Genomic DNA, 16,876 nt, shown 5'->3' with positions numbered 1-16,876 from the left:
CAGGAGGTGGTCAGCCAAAATGAGCGACGATCACAGCAACGAGTGGTACTACAACACCAAGACCGGCAAGGTCGAGCCGTACCAGGGCGAGAAGTCCGGTGACCGGCTCGGACCGTACAGCTCCGCGGAGGAAGCCGCCCGGGCGCTGGACAAGGTGCAGGAACGCAACGAGGCCTGGGACAGCGATCCGAAGTGGAACGACGACTGACTCACCGGCTTGTTGCCGTGCACACGACCGAGGGGCACCACCGTCACGGTGGTGCCCCTCGGCTGTGCTGCGGTGGTTCGTTCAGGCCTTCTTCGCGGCGGCCTTGCGCGCCGGTGCCTTACGAGCCGGAGCCTTGCGCGCGGTTGTCGCCTTGGTGGCGGTGGCCGGACGGGTGGCTGACTTCTTGGCGGCGACCTTGCGGGCCGGGGCCTTCTTCGCGGCGACCTTCGCCGGGGCCTTCTTGGCCGCGACCTTGGCCGGCGCCTTCTTGGCGGCGACCTTCTTCGCGGACGCCTTCTTCGCGACGGCCTTCTTGGTGACGGCCTTCTTCGCCGGCGCCTTCTTGGCCACGGTCTTCTTGGCCGGGGCCTTCTTCGCGACCGTCTTCTTCGCCACGGTCTTCGCCGGTGCCTTCTTGGCGACCGTCTTCTTGGCGGTCACCTTCTTGGCCGGCGCCTTCTTCGCGATCGTCTTCTTGGCCGCGGCCTTGGTGGCCACGGTCTTCTTCGCGACCGTCTTCTTCGCCACGGTCTTCGCCGGTGCCTTCTTCGCGACCGTCTTCTTCGCGGTCACCTTCTTGGCCGGCGCCTTCTTCGCGGCGACCTTCGTAGCCGGTGCCTTCTTCGCCGCTGTCACCTTCTTCGCCGGGGTCTTCTTGGCCGCGGTCGCCACCTTGCGTGCGGTGGTCGTCTTCGCGGCGCTGGCCTTCTTGGCGACGGTCTTCTTGGCGGGAGAAGCCTTTTTGGCTGTCGCCTTCCCTGCGGCTGCCTTTGTGGCTGGCACTCTGCCTCCTTGGTGCGCTGAGGAAAACCACGGTGGATTCCTCGTCGTCATGATGATGACAACACTTGTGCCATACGTAAAGCACCCGAAACGTCTGCACGTTAAGGCGTCCCGGTGCCGTTTCTGCGGGATTAGTCCGAAAACCCTTGCAGAGTTGGGTTTTCGCCGCGGCGGTAGCCTGTTGCGGTACCGCAAAGAAATGTTGACGACACGCGCGCCAACTGGCCGCTGAACTGCTGATTCGCACTGCTTTCGGCAGAGTGTTGTCATCGGCAACCTCTACTCGCGGGCACCGGACGAAGGGCTGGGAACGCATGCAGGACGACCTCGGAGCGGTTGTCGATCTGCCCGCGCGAGTACGTCGCGTGGTGAGTATCGTGCCGTCGTTGACGGAGGCGATCGCGGCTACCGACGCATCGCTTTTGGTCGGCGCGACGGACTGGTGCAGTCATCCCGGCGACCTCGAGGTGACCCGCGTTCGCGGTACCAAAAACCCCGACCTCGAACTCATTCTCGAACTCGCGCCGGATGTCGTGATCGCGAATGCCGAAGAGAATCGCGCAGCCGATCTCGACGCGTTGCGGGCCGGTGGACTCGCGGTCTGGGTGACCGCGCCGACCACCGTTCCGCAATCACTGGACTCGCTGGAACGAATGCTCGGCGCCGTCACCGGCGAAGCACCGAACTGGCTCGACGAAGCCCGCGAAGTGTGGAGTACGCCGTACGCCGGTCCGCGCCGGCGGGCGCTGATTCCGATCTGGCGGCGGCCTTGGATGGCGTTGGGCCGGGACACCTTCGCGGGCGATCTGTTGCAAAGACTGGGGATCGACAATGCACTCGGACAATCACCGGAGCGCTATCCGAAGATCGAGTTGACGCAGTTACCGGAGTACGAGCTGGTGGTGCTGCCGGACGAGCCTTATCCGTTCTCCGCCGAGGATGGTCCGGAGGCATTCGACGTGCCCGCATATCCGGTCAGCGGACGGCATCTGACCTGGTACGGACCGTCACTGGTGACGGCCCGCGCGCTGCTGATCGAACAGCTGACGTGAGCTGCGACACGATCAGTGAGATCTCAGGTAGACGGTTAGGGCAGGCTCACCTACTCTTACGACGTGCCGTCCATGACTGCGAAGAAGAAGTGCTGCAAGGACAAGCCGAGGTGCAAGAAGTGCCCGGTCGTCCTCAAGCGGCTGGCTGATGCCGGCTGCGCTGAGCGCCTTGACCTGCGCCACTACGTCGTGGACAAGAAGCTGCCGAAGAAGCTCCTCAAGCAGGTTCGCTCCCGCTGAGGCCGGTATCTCGCTGAGCCCGGCTTCTGTTGATGCCGGCGCCGGCCGCCCGCTGCGGTCAGGACGCCTCGCGGTACCGGATCACCTCGACCGCCCGCCGGACCAGATCCGGAATCGTAACGTGCGCGGCCTGCCCGGTCGCCTCCAGCTCGTCGGGGTGCCACCAGCCGTGCGCGCTGATCGTCTCCAGCTCGAGCTGCTCCTGGTTGGCGAAGCTCACCTCGACCGTCTCCACGCCGACCGCGAAGAACGTCTGGTGCTGGATGATCCGGCAGCCGCCCCACTCGAACTCGATCTCGTTCATCGCCACCGGCGCGCCGAGCTGATCGGCCGGCAGTTCGATGCCGACCTCCTCGCGCAGTTCGCGACTGCCGGCCTGCTCGACCGTCTCGCCGGCTTCGACGCCGCCGCCGATCGTGAACCAGTACGGCGTCTGCGGTTTTAGCGGGTCCCACCCGTGCAGCAGCAACACCTTGCCGTCCGGGCGGACAGGCAGGACACGGGCCGTCGTACGCCGGACGACGGTGCCGGGCGGTGGCAGGCGGGAGTCAGTCACACCTCAAAACGCTAGACGACATCACCGGTACCGCGACGCGTCACGCGGCGCGTCCCGGTACGACGTCCGAATACGGGCACCGGGCAACGGCTGTTGTTCACCGGTGGGACGATCGAGGTATGACTGCACGCATCGGCCTCGGACTGGCAGCCCTCGGGCGGCCCGGCTACATCAATCTCGGCCATGACCAGGACCTTGCGCCGGGGCGTGAGATCGAGGATCTTCGCCTGCGTACACACGAGTTGCTGGAGCAGGCGTGGTCGTCCGGCGTCCGGTACTTCGATGCCGCGCGTTCCTATGGTTTGGCGGAGACGTTCCTGGGGGAGTGGCTCACCCCGGAGCGGCGCAGTCAGCTCACCGTCGGCTCGAAGTGGGGCTACACCTACGTCGCCGACTGGCGCCACGACGCGGACACGCACGAGGTGAAGGACCACTCGCTCGCGACGTTCGAGCGGCAGTGGCCCGAGACGCTGCAGGCACTCGGCAGCCCGCCTGACTTCTACCTGGTGCACAGCCTCACGGCCGACAGCCCGGCGCTCGACGACCAGCAGTTGCTCGACCGGCTGCGGGAGTTGGCCGACAGCGGAGTACGGGTCGGTCTGTCCACGAGTGGACCGCGGCAAGCAGAGACGCTGCGCAAGGCGCTGTCCCTGGAGACGCCTTTCACCGCAGTCCAGTCGACCTGGAACGTGCTCGAAACGTCCGTCGGTCCCGCGCTGGCCGAGGCGCACGAGGCCGGCTGGTTCGTCGTGGTGAAGGAAGCGGTGGCCAACGGCCGCCTCACGGCCAGAGCCGGAGAGACGCCCTTCAACGCCTTCGCAGCCCAGCACCACTTCGCCCCCGACTCGCTGGCGATCGGCGCGGCCGCCGCCCAGCCGTGGGCCGACATCGTCCTCAGCGGCGCGACAACCGCCGAGCAACTCGAGAGCAACCTCGCGACCGTCGTCCAAGGACCCTTGGCCGAGTTTGTGCAGGAGCCCTACGAATACTGGTCGGAACGCTCAGGCCTGCCCTGGATCTAGCCCGGTGTGGTGGGCCGCGAACGCCAGCCGATCGGCCCACTCGGTGACGACCGCGGCAGCCGCTCTGCCTGGTCCGTGCCCGACTCTGCGCTGCACCCGCAGCAGCACCGGCTGATCGCCGCCCTGTGCGTCCTGCAGCGCTGCCGCGAACAGAATCGGGTCGCTGGGTGATCATCGCACCGACCAGCAACCCACCGCCGCTGTGTCCGTGGATCGCGAGCTGCTCGGCAGTGGTCACGCCGGTCGCGTGGAGGTGTTCGGCCACCGCGATGCAGTCGTCGAAGGTGTTCTGCTTGCGGTCGAGCCGGCCGGCGTCGTGCCAGTCGGCTCCGAACTCGCCGCCACCACGCAGGTTGGCGATCACCAGCACACCACCCGCCGCGAGCCAGGCGGGCCAGCCCGGTCGATAGTCGGCGAGCTGCGATGAGTTGAACCCGCCGTACCCGTAGAGCAGAGTCGGGCGCGGCTCGTCGTACGAGAGGTCTCCGAGTCGGCTGTGCTCGCCGGTCGAGTAGTTGATGACGCTGATCACCGGTTGAACGTCGACCAGTGCCACGGTCAGTACCCCGTCGCCGGCGGGATGGACGGCGGTGAGGCGCACGGGTTCGCCGATTATGTTTGTTTCGTTGGTGGTTTGCACCGGGTAGAGCCGGAGCCGTTTGCGCTGGTCGGTGGATTCGTTGAGCTGGGCAACCAGATGCGTCTTGCTCGCGGCTCCAGTCCTCCGCGTCGGTTCGAGGCGGCGATACGGATTTGCGAGCGTCATGCCGACGAGGCTAGTCCGCCGGGTGGGCGGACCAGCCTTGGTTGTCTGTCGGCAGAACGGCTAGAAGGTGTGCTCGTCGGCGGGGAAGGAGCCGTTGGCCACCTCGGCCGCGTAGCTGGTGGCGGCGTTGGTGAGGATGCCGCGCAGATCGGCGTACTGCTTGACGAAACGGGGCATCTGGCCGGCGCGCATGCCGGCCATGTCCTGCCAGACGAGCACCTGCGCGTCGGTGTCGCGGCCGGCGCCGATGCCGATCGTCGGGATCGGGATGCGCTTGGTGATCTCCGCGGAGACGTCGCCCGGCACCATCTCGAGGACCAGCGCGAAGGCACCTGCCTCGGCGAGTGCGACCGCGTCGTCGATCAGCGAGGCGGCTTGGTCGCCGCGGCCTTGGACGCGGTACCCGCCGATCGTGTGCTCGCTCTGCGGAGTGAAGCCGATGTGAGCCATCACCGGGATGCCGGACTGGGTCAGCTTCTCCACCGCCGGTACGACGGTGCGCCCGCCTTCCAGCTTCACCGCGTGCGCGCCGGCTTCCTTCATGAACCGGACAGCGGTGTGGAACGCCTGCTCGGGCGAGGCTTGGTAGGAACCGAACGGCAGGTCGGCGACGACGAGTGCGCGCTCGGCGGCACTCGCGACGGCGCGTGCCAGCGGGATCAGTTCGTCGACGGTGACGCGGAGGGTCGACTCGTAGCCGAAGACGTTGTTCGCCGCCGAGTCGCCGACGAGTAGGACGGGGATGCCCGCCTGGTCGAAGATCTCGGCGGTGTACTGGTCGTAGGCGGTGAGCATCGCCCACTTCTCGCCACGGTTCTTCATGTCGCGCAGGTGGTGGATGCGGTATCGCCGTGGGCGCTTGCTCGCGTCTGCCGGGCCGCTGCCCGCTGCGCCGCCGAGAGGGTCGCCGCCAACTCCCGCGTCAGGCCGAGAGTTGCTGGCCGTTGGACTGCTGCCTGCGGCGCTAGCTGCTGGGCTGTTGCTAGGCGCGCCACCTGCTGCGGCACCACCTGCTGCAGCGCCGAGTGCTGCGCTTCCAGCCTCCGCGTCAGGGCGCGAATTGGTGCTTGCTGCGTTGCCTTCGGTGCCGAGGCTCTTGTTGCTGTCCTTGACTGCGGGTGCCTCGCCGTTGGCCGTCGGTGCTTCGACCTTGGCCGCAGGCGTCGCACCCGCGGCCGCACCCGCTCGGCGGGCGCGGTGAGAGCTCACTGGTGCTTCAGCTACCTGGCTGGGTGCGTCCTGCTGTACGTCGGCTCGGCGGCGCGCTCCTGCCGGTCGCTGCGGGCCTTCCTGCTTGCTCTCCAAGGGAGAGCCGGTGGAGGAAGGTGCGGCGCTCAGCGGTGCGTTGCTCTCGTACTCCGCGGACGGGTCTGACGGATACCCGTTGGCGGAAGTTGAGGCGGTCGCCGGGGGTGCTGTGGCGGGGGAGGGTGCGGTGCCGGTCCAGCCGGTTGGGCCCTGGCCACCAGGTCCGGGGCGGGTCGGCTGGGTGCCTGGCTGGGTGGGGAGTTGGTTGCTCGCCGCTGGGTTGCTTGCCCCTGGGTTGGTTGCTGCTTGGCTGCCGGTTGCAGGAGCTGGTCGGCTCTGCGACGGGTCGCCTGCCGCGGGGGTCCCCGGTGCGGGGTTGTTGGAGACGCCGTTGCCCGGTACGCCGGATCCGGGGCCGCCAGGGCGGTTGGGGTCGGCGGGGGTGCGGTTGGTGGGCGCGTGCTGGCCGTTGGAGGCGGGCGGTTGTGGCTCAGCTCCGGCCAGGGACCAACCGTTGGAGCCAGGTGCGTGATGCGCAGGACCCGCCTGGCTCCAGCCATTCGAGCCTGCAGTACGGGGCTCGGTGCCTGGTTGCTCCCAGCCGTTTGAACCGGCGGTGCGGGGCTCGGCTCCGGCTTGGCTCCAACCGTTTGAACCGGCGGTGCGGGGCTCGGCTCCGGCTTGGCTCCAGCCGTTCGAGCCGGCGGTGCGTGGCTCAGGGCCGGCCTGGCTTCGGCCGTTGCTTGAGAGGGTGCCGTTGGAACTGTGGGGAGTCACGCCGTTGCCTGTCGGGCCGAGGCCACCTGGGCGTGCGGGTGCCTGCCCACCTGGTGCCTGCCCGGGTGGGGTGATGCCAGGCGGAGTACCAGGGCCTGGTTGTCCTGGGCGGGCCTGCGGCGTCGGACCGCTGAGTCCGTTGCGTACTGGGCCGAACGGGCTCTGCGGCTGTCCGGGCGGCTGCTGGCGGAACGGACTCTGCTCAGCGGAGAAGCCACGCTCCTGCGCAGCCCGCTCCGACGCGGCCCGCTCCTGTGCCGCACGCTCCAGGGCAATGCGCTCCTGGGCAGCGCGCTCCTGCAACAGCCGTAGCTCCTGCGCAGCGCGCTCCTGCGTCGACCGCTCCCGCGCCGACGCCTGGCCTGCGCGCTCTCGCTCAGCCGCAGCGGCACGCTCCTGGATAGCCGCCCTCTCCTGCACGGCCCGCTCGCGCGCCAACCGCTCCTGCGTGGCACGCTCCTGCATAGCGCGTTCCTGCGCAGCACGATCCTGGATCGGACGTTCCTGGGTCGGCTCGTCGCGGTACGCCGGACGCGGCGCGAACGGCGACTCGAAACCACCCGGCTCCTGTTGCGTTTCCCGCCCACCCCACGGCGGCGTCTCGCCGTACTCGTCGGGCTGGTATCCACCACCGGCCGGGTACTCGCGCTCCGGCAGGAACGGCGGCTTCGGCACGTACGGCTGCTGCGGCACCGGGCCGCGCTCGTACGATCTCGGGGCGTTCGGCAACGAAGGCGCCGGGTCGAGCCCGTCGAGGGTGGTCGCGCGGTCGCGCCAGCGGCCGTCGCCGGACGAATCGGCGTAGCCGTACTCCGAGCGGTGCTGCTCCTCGGTTGTCCGGTTCTTCGGTCCGGTCCCGTACGGCGCCGGCAGTTCGTCGTCGGCGTCGCCGTTGGTACCGGCCGACACGAAGTTGTCAACCATGCCCTCATCGTCCCACCGTTGCGGAGGGTGAGCGCCACCGGTCGACGCTGAGGGATCGCTCACACCTGACGCGTCAGCAGACCTGCGTTCGGGCACGCCGAAGGAGTCAGCCTGCTCCGGGTCCTCGGGCGGGAAGAACGGGCTGTCGTTGAAAGGGCGGTTTCGCCAAGAGCCACTCAGTTCTCTGCTGCCTTCCTCGCGTCCTCACGCCATGCGCTCGTGATCGGCAGCCGCCGGTCGCGGCCGAAAGCCTTGTGGGTGATCTTCGGACCCGGAGGATACTGCCGTCGCTTGTACTCCGCCTTGTCGACCAGCTGGATCACCTTGCTGACCAACTCGGTGTCGAAGCCCGCGGCCACCAGCTCCGCCGTACCGCGATCCTGTTCGACATAGTCGTCGAGCATGTCGTCCAGCAGTTCGTACGGCGGCAGCGAGTCGGTGTCGACCTGACCCGGACGCAGCTCCGCGGACGGTGGTTTGACGATCGCGTTCTCCGGGATCGGCGGCTGCTGGCCGCGTTCCTTCGCGTCCGCGTTGCGCCACTTCGCCAGCCGCCAGACGACCGTCTTCGGCACGTCCTTCAGCGGCGCGTAGCCGCCGACCGCGTCGCCGTAGATCGTCGAGTAGCCGACGGACAGCTCAGACTTGTTGCCACAGGCAAGCACCAGGTGGCCGTCGGCGTTCGACAGCCCCATCCAGATCACCGCCCGGACCCGGGCCTGCAGGTTCTCCTCGGCCAGCCCGGTCAGCCCAAGCGTGTCCAGGAACGGCTGCACCATCGGCTGGATCGGCACCACCCGGTAGTTCAGTCCGGTCCGGGCGGCCAGCTCGGCGGCGTCGTCCTTGGAGTGGTCGCTGGAGTAGACGCTCGGGTTGGAGATCCCAAAGACGTGCTCGGCGCCGATCGCGTCGCAGGCGATCGCGGCGACCAGCGACGAGTCGATGCCGCCGGACAGCCCGAGCAGCACCGACTTGAAGCCGTTCTTCTGGACGTAGTCGCGCAACCCGAGCACCACCGCGCCGTACATCTCGGCCTCGTCCGACAACCGCGGCGCCAGCGCCGAGGCGATCGGCTCGTACGCCGGCAGTGGCTCCTCGTGCAGCACCGTGTGCTCGATCCGGATGCCCTCGTGCGAACCACCCGGCGTACCGACGGCGGCCGGCAGGTCGAGGTCGACCACCATGCTGCCCTGATCGAACTGCGGCGCCCGCGCGAACACCTTGCCCTCGGCATCGGCGATCAGCGAGTCGCCGTCGAAGACGAGCTCGTCCTGGCCACCGACGAGATTCACGTACGCCAGCGAGCAACCGGCCTCGCGGGCCCGCCGAGTGACCAGCTCACCGCGGACGTCGTCTTTGTTGGCCTCGTACGGCGAACTGTTGACGACCAGCAGCAGTCCCGCGCCGGCCGCCCGGGTCGCGGCGACCGGGCCGCCGTCCTGCCAGAGGTCCTCGCAGATCACCAGCGCGACGTCGACGCCGTGGATGCGGATCACCTGCAGGCTGTCGCCGGGAACGAAGTGCCGGAACTCGTCGAAGACGCCGTAGTTCGGCAGGTGGTGCTTCACCGCCGAGGTGACGACCTCACCGCGATGCAGCACCGCGGCCGAGTTGGTCGGTGAGCCCTTCGGCCGGCCTAGCCGGTCGACGCCCATCGCCGTACCGACGGCGCGATCGAGGTAGCCGACCACGACGACGGCCTCGCCGAGACCTTCGTCGGCCAGCCGCTTCGCGAGCTTCCTGATCTTGACCTGTGACGCCTCGACGAACGAAGCCCGCAAGGCCAGGTCCTCGACCGGGTAGCCGGTCAGCGCGAGCTCGGGGAACGCGACCACATGGGCACCCCGCTCGACGGCGTTCCGGGTCCACGTGACGACCTTGTCGGCATTGCCGTCGACATCACCGACCGTCACGTTGAGCTGAGCGAGAGCAACCCGAAGCTGAGGCACTGCAGCACCCTACTGGTTGTCGGTGCTCCCGCCGCCGACCTGGCCGAAATCGTGGAGGCGACTTTACGCAGTACCGGTCAGGCGGCGACGGCGGTCAGCCATTCGGCGTCGATCGGCCGGTAGCCGAGCCGGCTGAGCCCGTGCACGATACCGGGGATGTGCGCGCCGCCGTAGACGACGGCGACCCGGAGCTGCTCGTCGGCGCGGGTCTCCACCAGATCGGCGAGGGCGGTGAGCACCTGCTCGTCCCGGCGGCCGATGAACAGTTCGCGGAACGCCGCGGCGTCCTCGGACTCGAGCTCCTCGGCCGCGGACGGCAGGTCGTTGATCTCGATGTTTCGGGTCAGCAGCCGCTGCCGGCCGTTGAAGTAGTTCATCACCGCGGCCAGCGGGGTGGCGCCCCAGATCTGCAGCTTGGTCTTCAGCGGCAGTGCGTGGATGCCCTCGCCGACCTCCGCCGTGGTCATGTCCGGCGTGATCACCGGGACGCCGAGCTCGCCGTACGGAATGGGGTCCTCGACCAGACCGGAGTCGCGGTTGGCCGCAATCGAGCGGTAGGTCGCGGTCAGCGCCGAGAGGGCCAGCAACCCCCGCGCGCTACCGCCGGTCTCGGCAGCATCGCCATCAGCGGGCAGGTCGATGATCCCCTCGACGACGAGCAAGTCGCACTGGAGCAGTCGCTCAGTGACCTCTGCGTAGAAGGACGGCATCGCCACGTGCAGCATCGGGAAGACGACGAACTCCAGCTTCGTGCCGCGGCGCCGAAGCCGCGTGACGGCCGACCGTACGCCGACGATGCTGTGCTCGATGATCTGCATGGTGTCCTCCTCAGAGCTGTTCATCCGAAGGTTGATGGACCAGGTACCAAGGGAAGCAGCCAGCGGGTTCTCCGGGCGGTTGAGTGGAACTGTGACCTCACCCCAGATCGGCCCGACCGGCCTTCGAGCCCGTGCGCTCGGACCGGACCTGGCTCGCGGCTTCATGCTGTTGTTCATCGCGGTGGCGAACTCGCACTACTTCATCCAGAGCCCGGCGATACTCGGCGGCTTCCCGCAGGACGGGTCTGCCGTCGACAACGCCTTGATCCTGCTCACTGCGACGCTGGTGGACGGACGCGCGTTCCCGCTGTTCGGCCTGCTCTTCGGGTACGGCGTAGCGCAGATCGCGCGCCGCCAGGCCGAGACCGGCCGCGATCCGCGCGCGGTACGCCGGTTGCTCTGGCGCCGCAGCCTGTTCCTGGTGGTCGTCGGCTTCATCGACGGACTGCTGTTCTACGTCGGCGACATCCTGGCGGCGTACGGCGTGCTGCTGTTCCTCGGGGTCTGGGCGATCCGCTGGAAGGACCGCACGATCCTGATCGTCGCCTTGCTGTTCTTCCTGCTGACCGCGATGCCCAGCGACGGGTCGATGACGATCAGCCCCGACGGCCCGGACGCCGCGATGCTCCCGGCGAACCCGCTGACCGGGATCGTGGACCGGATCGCCTTCTACCCGTTCATCGCGTTCCTCGGGCCGATCGGTTTCGCCTGCCCGTTCCTGATCGGCCTGTGGGCCGGCCGGCGACGGATCCTCGAGCAAGCGGCCCAGCACGTGAAGCTGCTGACCTGGACGGCCGTCGTGGGCATCTCGCTCTCCATCGTCGGCGGGCTGCCGATCGCACTGGTGCTTGCCGGCGTCAACGACAAGCCGGATCGCGAAGGTCTCAACCTCATCGGCACGCTGCACGACGCCACCGGCGTACTGGGTGGCTTCGGCTATGCGGCGCTGATCTCACTCATCGCGGTGTGGATCGGCCGCGGCCACGGCCGGATCACCGAGGCCGTCGCCGCGGTCGGCCAGCGATCGCTGACCTGCTACCTGATCCAGTCGGTGGTCTGGGCCGTTGCCTTCAACCCGTACTTCGCCGACCTGTCCGGCGACCTCACCGTCACGACGACGGCGCTACTGGCCTTCGCGACCTGGCTCGGCACTGTCGCGCTGGCCTACTGGATGCACCTGCACTCGTACCGCGGACCGATGGAGACGCTGGTCCGCAGGTTCACCTACGGCAGGTCGGCCGCCGTGATCTCGGCCGTGTAGCTGGTGATCGCGGACAGGTAGCCCTCGGTGAACTCGTAGACGTCACAGGACCGGACGATCGAGCTCTGCCACTTGTGATCGACGTACTTGGCGATCGAGTCGATGGCCACGGAGTCCGGTCCGGCGATCGTCTTGAACCGCAGGAACTGGGTGGTGGTCCGCTCCAGCTGGGCCAGCGACTGCTCGCAGGCGGACCGCACCTGCTCGATCCCGTCGAGCCGGGCGGCGCCGACCAGCGTCCACTGCACCTGCGGGTGCAGGAAGTCGTAGATCTCCCGGAAACGGTGGGTCGAGAAACCTTCCGCCACCTGCTGAATCGTGGGCATCCGCCGATGCTAGCGGTCCTTCAGAAAGGCCAGCACCCGGCTCGTCAGCAGTGCCGTCGCGGCCTCGTCGTACGCGGGCAGGGAGGAGTCGCTGAAGAGGTGGTGGTCGCCCGGGTAGAGGAAGAGCTCGGCGTCGTCGGGCGCGGCAGCGACCAGCGCGTTCGCCGACTCCAGGTCGCCACCCTCCTCGATGAAGAACGGGTCCTGGTCCATCGCGTGCACCTGGACCGGTACGCCGGCCGGCCAGCCCTCGCCGAACTCCGAGACCGGGATGCAGCCGTGCAGCAGCAGTGCGCCGCGAGCGTTGGAGCGGGTCTGGGCGAGCTGCTGCGCCGGCATCACGCCGAGCGAGAAGCCGGCATAGATCAGGCCGTCGGTCGCGCCCTCGGCCAGCTCGTCGGCGGCCGCGATGCCACGGTCCTTCACTGTGCCGAAGCCGGTCTGGCGGGCGTAGTCGAGCCCTTCGTCGAGGGTCTCGTAGACGTTGCCCTCGTACAGGTCGGGGAGGTGGACGACGTGGCCCGCCTGGCTGAGGGTGTCGGCGAAGGCGCGGACGCCCTTGGTGAGTCCCTGCGCGTGGTGGAACAGCACGATCGTGGCCATCGAAGAGCTCGCTTTCAGTGAATGATCCAAATACTTCGAACGTTCCGTGATGTTAGTCTGATCCGACCATGACGAGCAACCCCCAGGTCCCCGACTACGACCTCGAGGACACCATCGAGCTCACCACGGCCGAGCAGGTCAAGGCGCTCAGCGATCCGCTGCGGACGTCGATCCTGCAGTTGCTGCACGAGCGGGCCGCGACGGTGACCGAGCTGGCCGCCGCGGTGAAGCGGCCGAAGAGCACGGTCGCGCACCACGTCAAGGTGCTCGCCGACGCCGGCCTGCTGCGGGTGGTCCGGACCCGCCGCGTCCGCGCGATCGAGGAGCGGTACTACGGCCGCGCCGCGCGGATGTTCTTCTACGGCCTCGGCAAGACCGGCGTGCTCGACTTCAACGACTTCGAGGTCGCGGCGAAGGAGTCGGCGGCCGCCTTCGACGCCGGTCAGCTGCGGTCGCTCATCCGGCACGCCCGGATGCCGGACGAGCGGGTGGCCGAGTTCTGGGAGCGGATGCAGGAACTGGTGCAGGAGTTCGACCACCTGCCCCGATCGGGTGAGGTCACCTACGGCTTCAGCGTCGGTATCTATCCGATGCTCGATTACCCCACCCTGCCGCCGCGAGGCGACGAATCGGACTGACCGCCGGGTTGGTGTGTAATGGCGGGCGTGGTGACGAAGCAGCAGGAGCCGATCGGGGACGTCCGGCTGAGCCCGGTGGGCAAGGTGATCCGGGTCGTGGTCGCGGTGGTCGGCATCGCCTTGCTGATCAACGGCTCGGTGCGCGCGAGTGACGACGCCTGGCCGTTCGGCCCGATGTCGCAGTACGCCGGTTCGGTGGCCGACGACGCGTCGATCACCTACACCCGGATCAGCGCGCTGACCGACGCCGGCACGACGGTCGACGTACCGCTGAACATCGAGGGCGCCGGCGTGGCCCGGGCCGAGATCGAGGCCCGGACCGGCGAGATCGTGAAGGATCCGTCGCTGCTGCAGTCCGTCGCGGACGGCTGGGCCCGCAAGCACCCGGACCAGCCGAAGTACGTGAAGCTGGAGCTGATCCGCGACACCACCACGCTGGTCGACGGTCACGTCGACGGCGACCCGGTGCCCGAGGTGCTGGCGACCTGGCAGGTGCGCAGATGACCAAGGTCGCCGACTGGTTCACCCCCAAGATCGCGCTGGCCCGGATCGCCTGGCTGCGGACGATCCTCTATCTGTTCGTCATCCTCGACATGCACGCGTTCGTCCGCGACACCCGGCTCAAGGGCGAGCACCCCGGCCTGTACCAGCCGCTGCTGCTGGCGCGGATCCTCGACCTGCCCAAGCCGTCGGTCGCGAACACGACCACCCTGTACGTCGTCCTGATCGTCTGCTGCCTGATCGGCGCGACCAATCGGTTGCCTCGCCTAGCGGGCTGGATCGTCGCTCCGGCGTTCACCTGGTGGGTGCTGATCGGGATGAGCGACGGCAAGGTCGACCACGACCACCTCGCGCTGGTGGTCGCGCTCTGGGTGCTGCCGACCGTGGCGCCCCGCGGCAAGGGCTGGAACCGGTCGTGGCGCCGCGACGTTTCGCCGTACGCGGATCAGACCAGGTCGGAGGCGGCCGGCTGGGCGATCCGCTGTGTGCAGATCTCGGTGATCGCGACGTATTTCCTGTCCGCTGTCGCGAAGCTGCGGGGCGCGGGCTGGACGCTGGCCTGGCCCGGCAGCGCGATCCTGACCTGGGCGATCGTCCGGCGGCCGCACCCGGTCGGGGAGTGGCTGCTGCAGTATCCGTGGATGCTGCACGTGATGCAGTGGGTCGGCATCATCGGGGAGTTCTGCTCGCCGGTGATCCTCTGGCTCAAGGGCCGGTGGCAACTACTCGGTGCGCTGTTCTTCATCGGCTTCCATGTCGCGAACACGGCGATCCTGCTGATCCACTTCCTGCCGACGGTGGTCTGCTGGCTGGCCTTCGCGCCGCTCGAGCGGGTGGTGCCGTGGTTCCGGCAGCGTCGGTCAGACCGCGACGCCCGAAAGACCGAAGACGAGACCGAAGATGGCCGGCAGGCCGAGCAGCAGACCGGCGCGGAGCCGGAAGCGGCGGCCGCCGGGGCCCGGCGTACGGACGACCCGGGACAGCACGGCGCCGGCGTAGCCGAAGACGAGCGCGGCGAGCAGGATCTGCTTGGTCGGCAGCCCGGCGTCTGAGTGGGTCAGCCCGAGCGTGACCAGTCCCGGGCAGCAGAACGCGAACATCCCGAAGCCGAGCTCCGGGATCGGCAGCCAGCGGCGGCCCAGCACGTCGAGCTCGGCCGGACGGCGGCGCTGGATCGACCGGATGAAGCGTCCGGTGCTGATCAGCAGGTCGCTCACGCAGAGAACGGCAGCGAGGATCAGCGCCACCTGGAAGATCGTCTGCACCAGAGGAGACTAGGCCCTTATCGCTCTTTGTGGGGAGGGAGGGCGCACGCTGGCGTGCCGCCGGGCATCTTCTCCCGGTTGTTCGCGATCAGCCGGTAGACCCCGGCCGCGACCCAGCGGACGGGTGGGAGCGTGATCATCTTCCCCGGCACCCGCCACAGTCCGCCGGAGTGGATCAGCCACTGCGCGAACGCCTGGGCGCCACCGTGGATCGTGCCGGTCGCGTCCACCCACAACACCTCGTACTGCGCCCGCTCCGCGGTCGTCCCGTACGCCGCCAGGTCGGTGAACTGCCACGGCTCGACCGGCACCGCGCCACCGAGCCGGCGCTGCAGCCAGCGGGCGCTCGTCGTACAGAACGCGCAGTCGCCGTCGAAGATCAGAATCGGGGTAGTGGGCACGTTGTCCACAGTACTGGTGGGCCGAGTGCGCGCGATCTCTCCTCGAACACGTAACGTCTGCTTAACACGCCCGGGGCAGACTGTGTGAGGCCCTGGAAAACAAGTGTTCGACAGCTGGAGAGGTGGACTCGCCGATGGACAAGCAGCAGGAGTTCGTGCTGCGCGCGCTCGAGGAGCGCGACGTACGGTTCGTGCGGCTCTGGTTCACCGATGTGCTCGGGTTCCTCAAGTCGGTGGCGGTGGCGCCGGCCGAGCTGGAGGGCGCGTTCGCCGAGGGGATCGGGTTCGACGGTTCCGCGATCGAGGGCTTCGCCCGGGTGACCGAGGCGGACATGCTGGCCAAGCCGGATCCCTCGACGTTCCAGATCCTGCCCTGGCGGGGCGAGACGATGGGCACCGCGCGGATGTTCTGCGACATCAACATGCCCGACGGCTCGGCGTCCTTCGCCGATCCGCGGCACGTGCTGAAGCGGACCCTGTCGAAGGCGGCCGACCTCGGCTTCACCTTCTACACCCACCCCGAGATCGAGTTCTACCTGTTCAAGTCGCTGACCGGTGCCCCCGGCACGTATCCCGAGCCGGTCGACTCGTCCGGCTACTTCGACCACACCCCGCAGGGGATCGGCAACGACTTCCGCCGCGAGGCGATCACGATGCTGGAGTCGATGGGCATCTCGGTCGAGTTCAGCCACCACGAGGGCGGCCCGGGCCAGCAGGAGATCGACCTGCGGTACGCCGACGCGCTGTCGACCGCCGACAACATCATGACCTTCCGGGTGGTGGTGAAGGAGGTCGCGCTGTCCCAGGGCATCTACGCGTCCTTCATGCCGAAGCCGCTGAGCGAGCACCCCGGCTCCGGGATGCACACCCACATGTCGCTGTTCGAGGGCGACCGGAACGCGTTCTTCGAGGGCGGCGCGCAGTACCAGCTGTCCAAGACCGGCCGGGCCTTCATCGCCGGGCTGCTGCACCACGCGGCCGAGATCACCGCGGTGACGAACCAGTGGGTCAACTCGTACAAGCGGCTTGCCGTCGGCGACGAGGCCCCGTCGTTCATCTCGTGGGGCCACAACAACCGCTCCGCGCTGGTCCGGGTGCCGATGTACAAGCCGCACAAGGGTCAGTCGAGCCGGGTGGAGTTCCGCTCGCTGGACTCCGCGGCGAACCCGTACCTCGCGTTCGCGCTGATGCTCGCGGCCGGGCTGAAGGGCATCGAGGAGGGCTATGAGCTGCCGCGCGAGGCCGAGGACGACGTCTGGTCGCTCACCCCGCGCGAGCGCAAGGCGCTCGGCATCAAGCCGCTGCCGAGCAGCCTGGCCGAGGCGATCTCGGCGATGGAGGACAGCGAACTGGTGGCCGAGACGCTCGGCGAGCACGTCTTCGACTTCTTCCTGCGCAACAAGCGGGCCGAGTGGCAGGACTACCGCAAGCAGGTCACGCCGTTCGAGCTGAACAAGCTGCTGCCTGTTCTCTGACGCACTACTGTTGCTGAGGGCAACTACCGGCTCGGGTCGCAGCAAGGGCCGGGGGAGTGCAAG

Annotated in this window: 19 protein-coding genes and 1 pseudogene; 11 read left to right on the top strand and 9 right to left on the bottom strand. The window is 68.4% G+C overall.

Annotated elements, in window-relative coordinates; all coding sequences use genetic code 11:
• Positions 1–19: 19 nt before the first annotated feature.
• Positions 20–208, top strand: coding sequence for a hypothetical protein (locus tag AB0P21_RS40615; protein WP_363704776.1), 189 nt, complete (start codon positions 20–22; stop codon positions 206–208).
• Positions 209–289: 81 nt separating this feature from the next.
• Here the strand turns inward: AB0P21_RS40615 and AB0P21_RS40610 are convergent, their stop codons facing one another.
• Complete coding sequence (locus AB0P21_RS40610) at positions 290–991, bottom strand: histone H1-like repetitive region-containing protein (RefSeq protein WP_363704774.1); 702 nt, start codon at positions 989–991, stop codon at positions 290–292.
• A 314-nt stretch (positions 992–1,305) separates the two neighbouring features.
• On the opposite strand from AB0P21_RS40610, the gene AB0P21_RS40605 reads away from it, so the two are divergent.
• Both AB0P21_RS40605 and AB0P21_RS40600 read left to right on the top strand, forming a co-directional pair.
• On the top strand, positions 1,306–2,043 hold the full coding sequence (locus AB0P21_RS40605; RefSeq protein ID WP_363704772.1) for a helical backbone metal receptor: 738 nt from the start codon (positions 1,306–1,308) through the stop codon (positions 2,041–2,043).
• A gap of 63 nt (positions 2,044–2,106) precedes the next feature.
• Complete coding sequence (locus AB0P21_RS40600; RefSeq protein WP_363704828.1) at positions 2,107–2,283, top strand: hypothetical protein; 177 nt, start codon at positions 2,107–2,109, stop codon at positions 2,281–2,283.
• A gap of 58 nt (positions 2,284–2,341) precedes the next feature.
• Here AB0P21_RS40600 and AB0P21_RS40595 read toward each other — a convergent pair whose 3' ends face one another.
• Positions 2,342–2,839, bottom strand: a complete 498-nt coding sequence (locus tag AB0P21_RS40595) for an NUDIX domain-containing protein (protein WP_363704770.1) — start codon at positions 2,837–2,839, stop codon at positions 2,342–2,344.
• Positions 2,840–2,958: 119 nt separating this feature from the next.
• Between AB0P21_RS40595 and AB0P21_RS40590 the strand changes: the two genes are divergently transcribed.
• A complete protein-coding gene (locus AB0P21_RS40590) occupies positions 2,959–3,861 on the top strand; it encodes an aldo/keto reductase (RefSeq protein ID WP_363704768.1) in 903 nt (300 codons plus the stop codon).
• 9 nt (positions 3,862–3,870) lie between these two features.
• Complete coding sequence (locus tag AB0P21_RS40585; RefSeq protein ID WP_363704826.1) at positions 3,871–4,032, top strand: hypothetical protein; 162 nt, start codon at positions 3,871–3,873, stop codon at positions 4,030–4,032.
• Positions 4,033–4,072: 40 nt separating this feature from the next.
• Here the strand turns inward: AB0P21_RS40585 and AB0P21_RS40580 are convergent.
• From AB0P21_RS40580 to AB0P21_RS40565, 4 genes and pseudogenes are all read right to left on the bottom strand, one after another.
• Positions 4,073–4,627: pseudogene (locus AB0P21_RS40580) on the bottom strand (prolyl oligopeptidase family serine peptidase); the annotation flags it as partial.
• A gap of 60 nt (positions 4,628–4,687) precedes the next feature.
• Complete coding sequence (panB, locus tag AB0P21_RS40575; protein WP_363704824.1) at positions 4,688–5,467, bottom strand: 3-methyl-2-oxobutanoate hydroxymethyltransferase; 780 nt, start codon at positions 5,465–5,467, stop codon at positions 4,688–4,690.
• Positions 5,468–7,752: 2,285 nt separating this feature from the next.
• On the bottom strand, positions 7,753–9,525 hold the full coding sequence (locus AB0P21_RS40570; RefSeq protein WP_363704766.1) for an NAD+ synthase: 1,773 nt from the start codon (positions 9,523–9,525) through the stop codon (positions 7,753–7,755).
• A gap of 77 nt (positions 9,526–9,602) precedes the next feature.
• Positions 9,603–10,367, bottom strand: coding sequence for a hypothetical protein (locus AB0P21_RS40565; protein WP_363704764.1), 765 nt, complete (start codon positions 10,365–10,367; stop codon positions 9,603–9,605).
• Between the two features lie 67 nt (positions 10,368–10,434).
• Between AB0P21_RS40565 and AB0P21_RS40560 the strand changes: the two genes are divergently transcribed.
• Positions 10,435–11,604 (top strand): DUF418 domain-containing protein, encoded by a 1,170-nt coding sequence (locus AB0P21_RS40560; RefSeq protein ID WP_363704762.1) that lies wholly within the window; start codon positions 10,435–10,437, stop codon positions 11,602–11,604.
• Here the strand turns inward: AB0P21_RS40560 and AB0P21_RS40555 are convergent.
• Positions 11,568–11,930, bottom strand: coding sequence for a nuclear transport factor 2 family protein (locus AB0P21_RS40555; RefSeq protein ID WP_363704760.1), 363 nt, complete (start codon positions 11,928–11,930; stop codon positions 11,568–11,570). The two genes, AB0P21_RS40560 and AB0P21_RS40555, sit on opposite strands and share 37 nt — an antisense overlap.
• A 9-nt stretch (positions 11,931–11,939) precedes the next feature.
• Positions 11,940–12,533 carry a dienelactone hydrolase family protein gene (locus AB0P21_RS40550; protein WP_363704758.1) on the bottom strand — a complete coding sequence of 198 codons (594 nt, stop codon included), beginning with the start codon at positions 12,531–12,533 and terminating at the stop codon, positions 11,940–11,942.
• A 68-nt stretch (positions 12,534–12,601) separates the two neighbouring features.
• On the opposite strand from AB0P21_RS40550, the gene AB0P21_RS40545 reads away from it, so the two are divergent.
• The 4 genes from AB0P21_RS40545 to AB0P21_RS40530 are packed head-to-tail and all read left to right on the top strand — an operon-like array spanning position 12,602 to position 14,950.
• Positions 12,602–13,171, top strand: coding sequence for an ArsR family transcriptional regulator (locus AB0P21_RS40545; RefSeq protein ID WP_363704756.1), 570 nt, complete (start codon positions 12,602–12,604; stop codon positions 13,169–13,171).
• Positions 13,172–13,201: 30 nt separating this feature from the next.
• Positions 13,202–13,675 carry a hypothetical protein gene (locus AB0P21_RS40540; RefSeq protein WP_363704754.1) on the top strand — a complete coding sequence of 158 codons (474 nt, stop codon included), beginning with the start codon at positions 13,202–13,204 and terminating at the stop codon, positions 13,673–13,675.
• Positions 13,672–14,724 (top strand): HTTM domain-containing protein, encoded by a 1,053-nt coding sequence (locus AB0P21_RS40535; RefSeq protein WP_363704752.1) that lies wholly within the window; start codon positions 13,672–13,674, stop codon positions 14,722–14,724. Before AB0P21_RS40540 ends, AB0P21_RS40535 begins: the two co-directional genes overlap by 4 nt.
• A 16-nt stretch (positions 14,725–14,740) precedes the next feature.
• Positions 14,741–14,950: a hypothetical protein gene (locus AB0P21_RS40530; protein ID WP_363704750.1), complete on the top strand. Its 210-nt coding sequence runs from the start codon at positions 14,741–14,743 to the stop codon at positions 14,948–14,950.
• 4 nt (positions 14,951–14,954) lie between these two features.
• Here the strand turns inward: AB0P21_RS40530 and AB0P21_RS40525 are convergent, their stop codons facing one another.
• Complete coding sequence (locus AB0P21_RS40525) at positions 14,955–15,338, bottom strand: DUF393 domain-containing protein (RefSeq protein ID WP_363704748.1); 384 nt, start codon at positions 15,336–15,338, stop codon at positions 14,955–14,957.
• Positions 15,339–15,472: 134 nt separating this feature from the next.
• Between AB0P21_RS40525 and glnA the strand changes: the two genes are divergently transcribed.
• Positions 15,473–16,813, top strand: a complete 1,341-nt coding sequence (glnA, locus tag AB0P21_RS40520; RefSeq protein ID WP_270131235.1) for a type I glutamate--ammonia ligase — start codon at positions 15,473–15,475, stop codon at positions 16,811–16,813.
• Positions 16,814–16,876: the final 63 nt, after the last annotated feature.

It is taken from the genome of Kribbella sp. NPDC056861 (genome assembly GCF_040687575.1).
Classification (GTDB): domain Bacteria; phylum Actinomycetota; class Actinomycetes; order Propionibacteriales; family Kribbellaceae; genus Kribbella.
The sequence above is the reverse complement of the archived record's forward strand: the minus strand, read 5'-3'. Positions and strand labels throughout refer to the sequence as shown.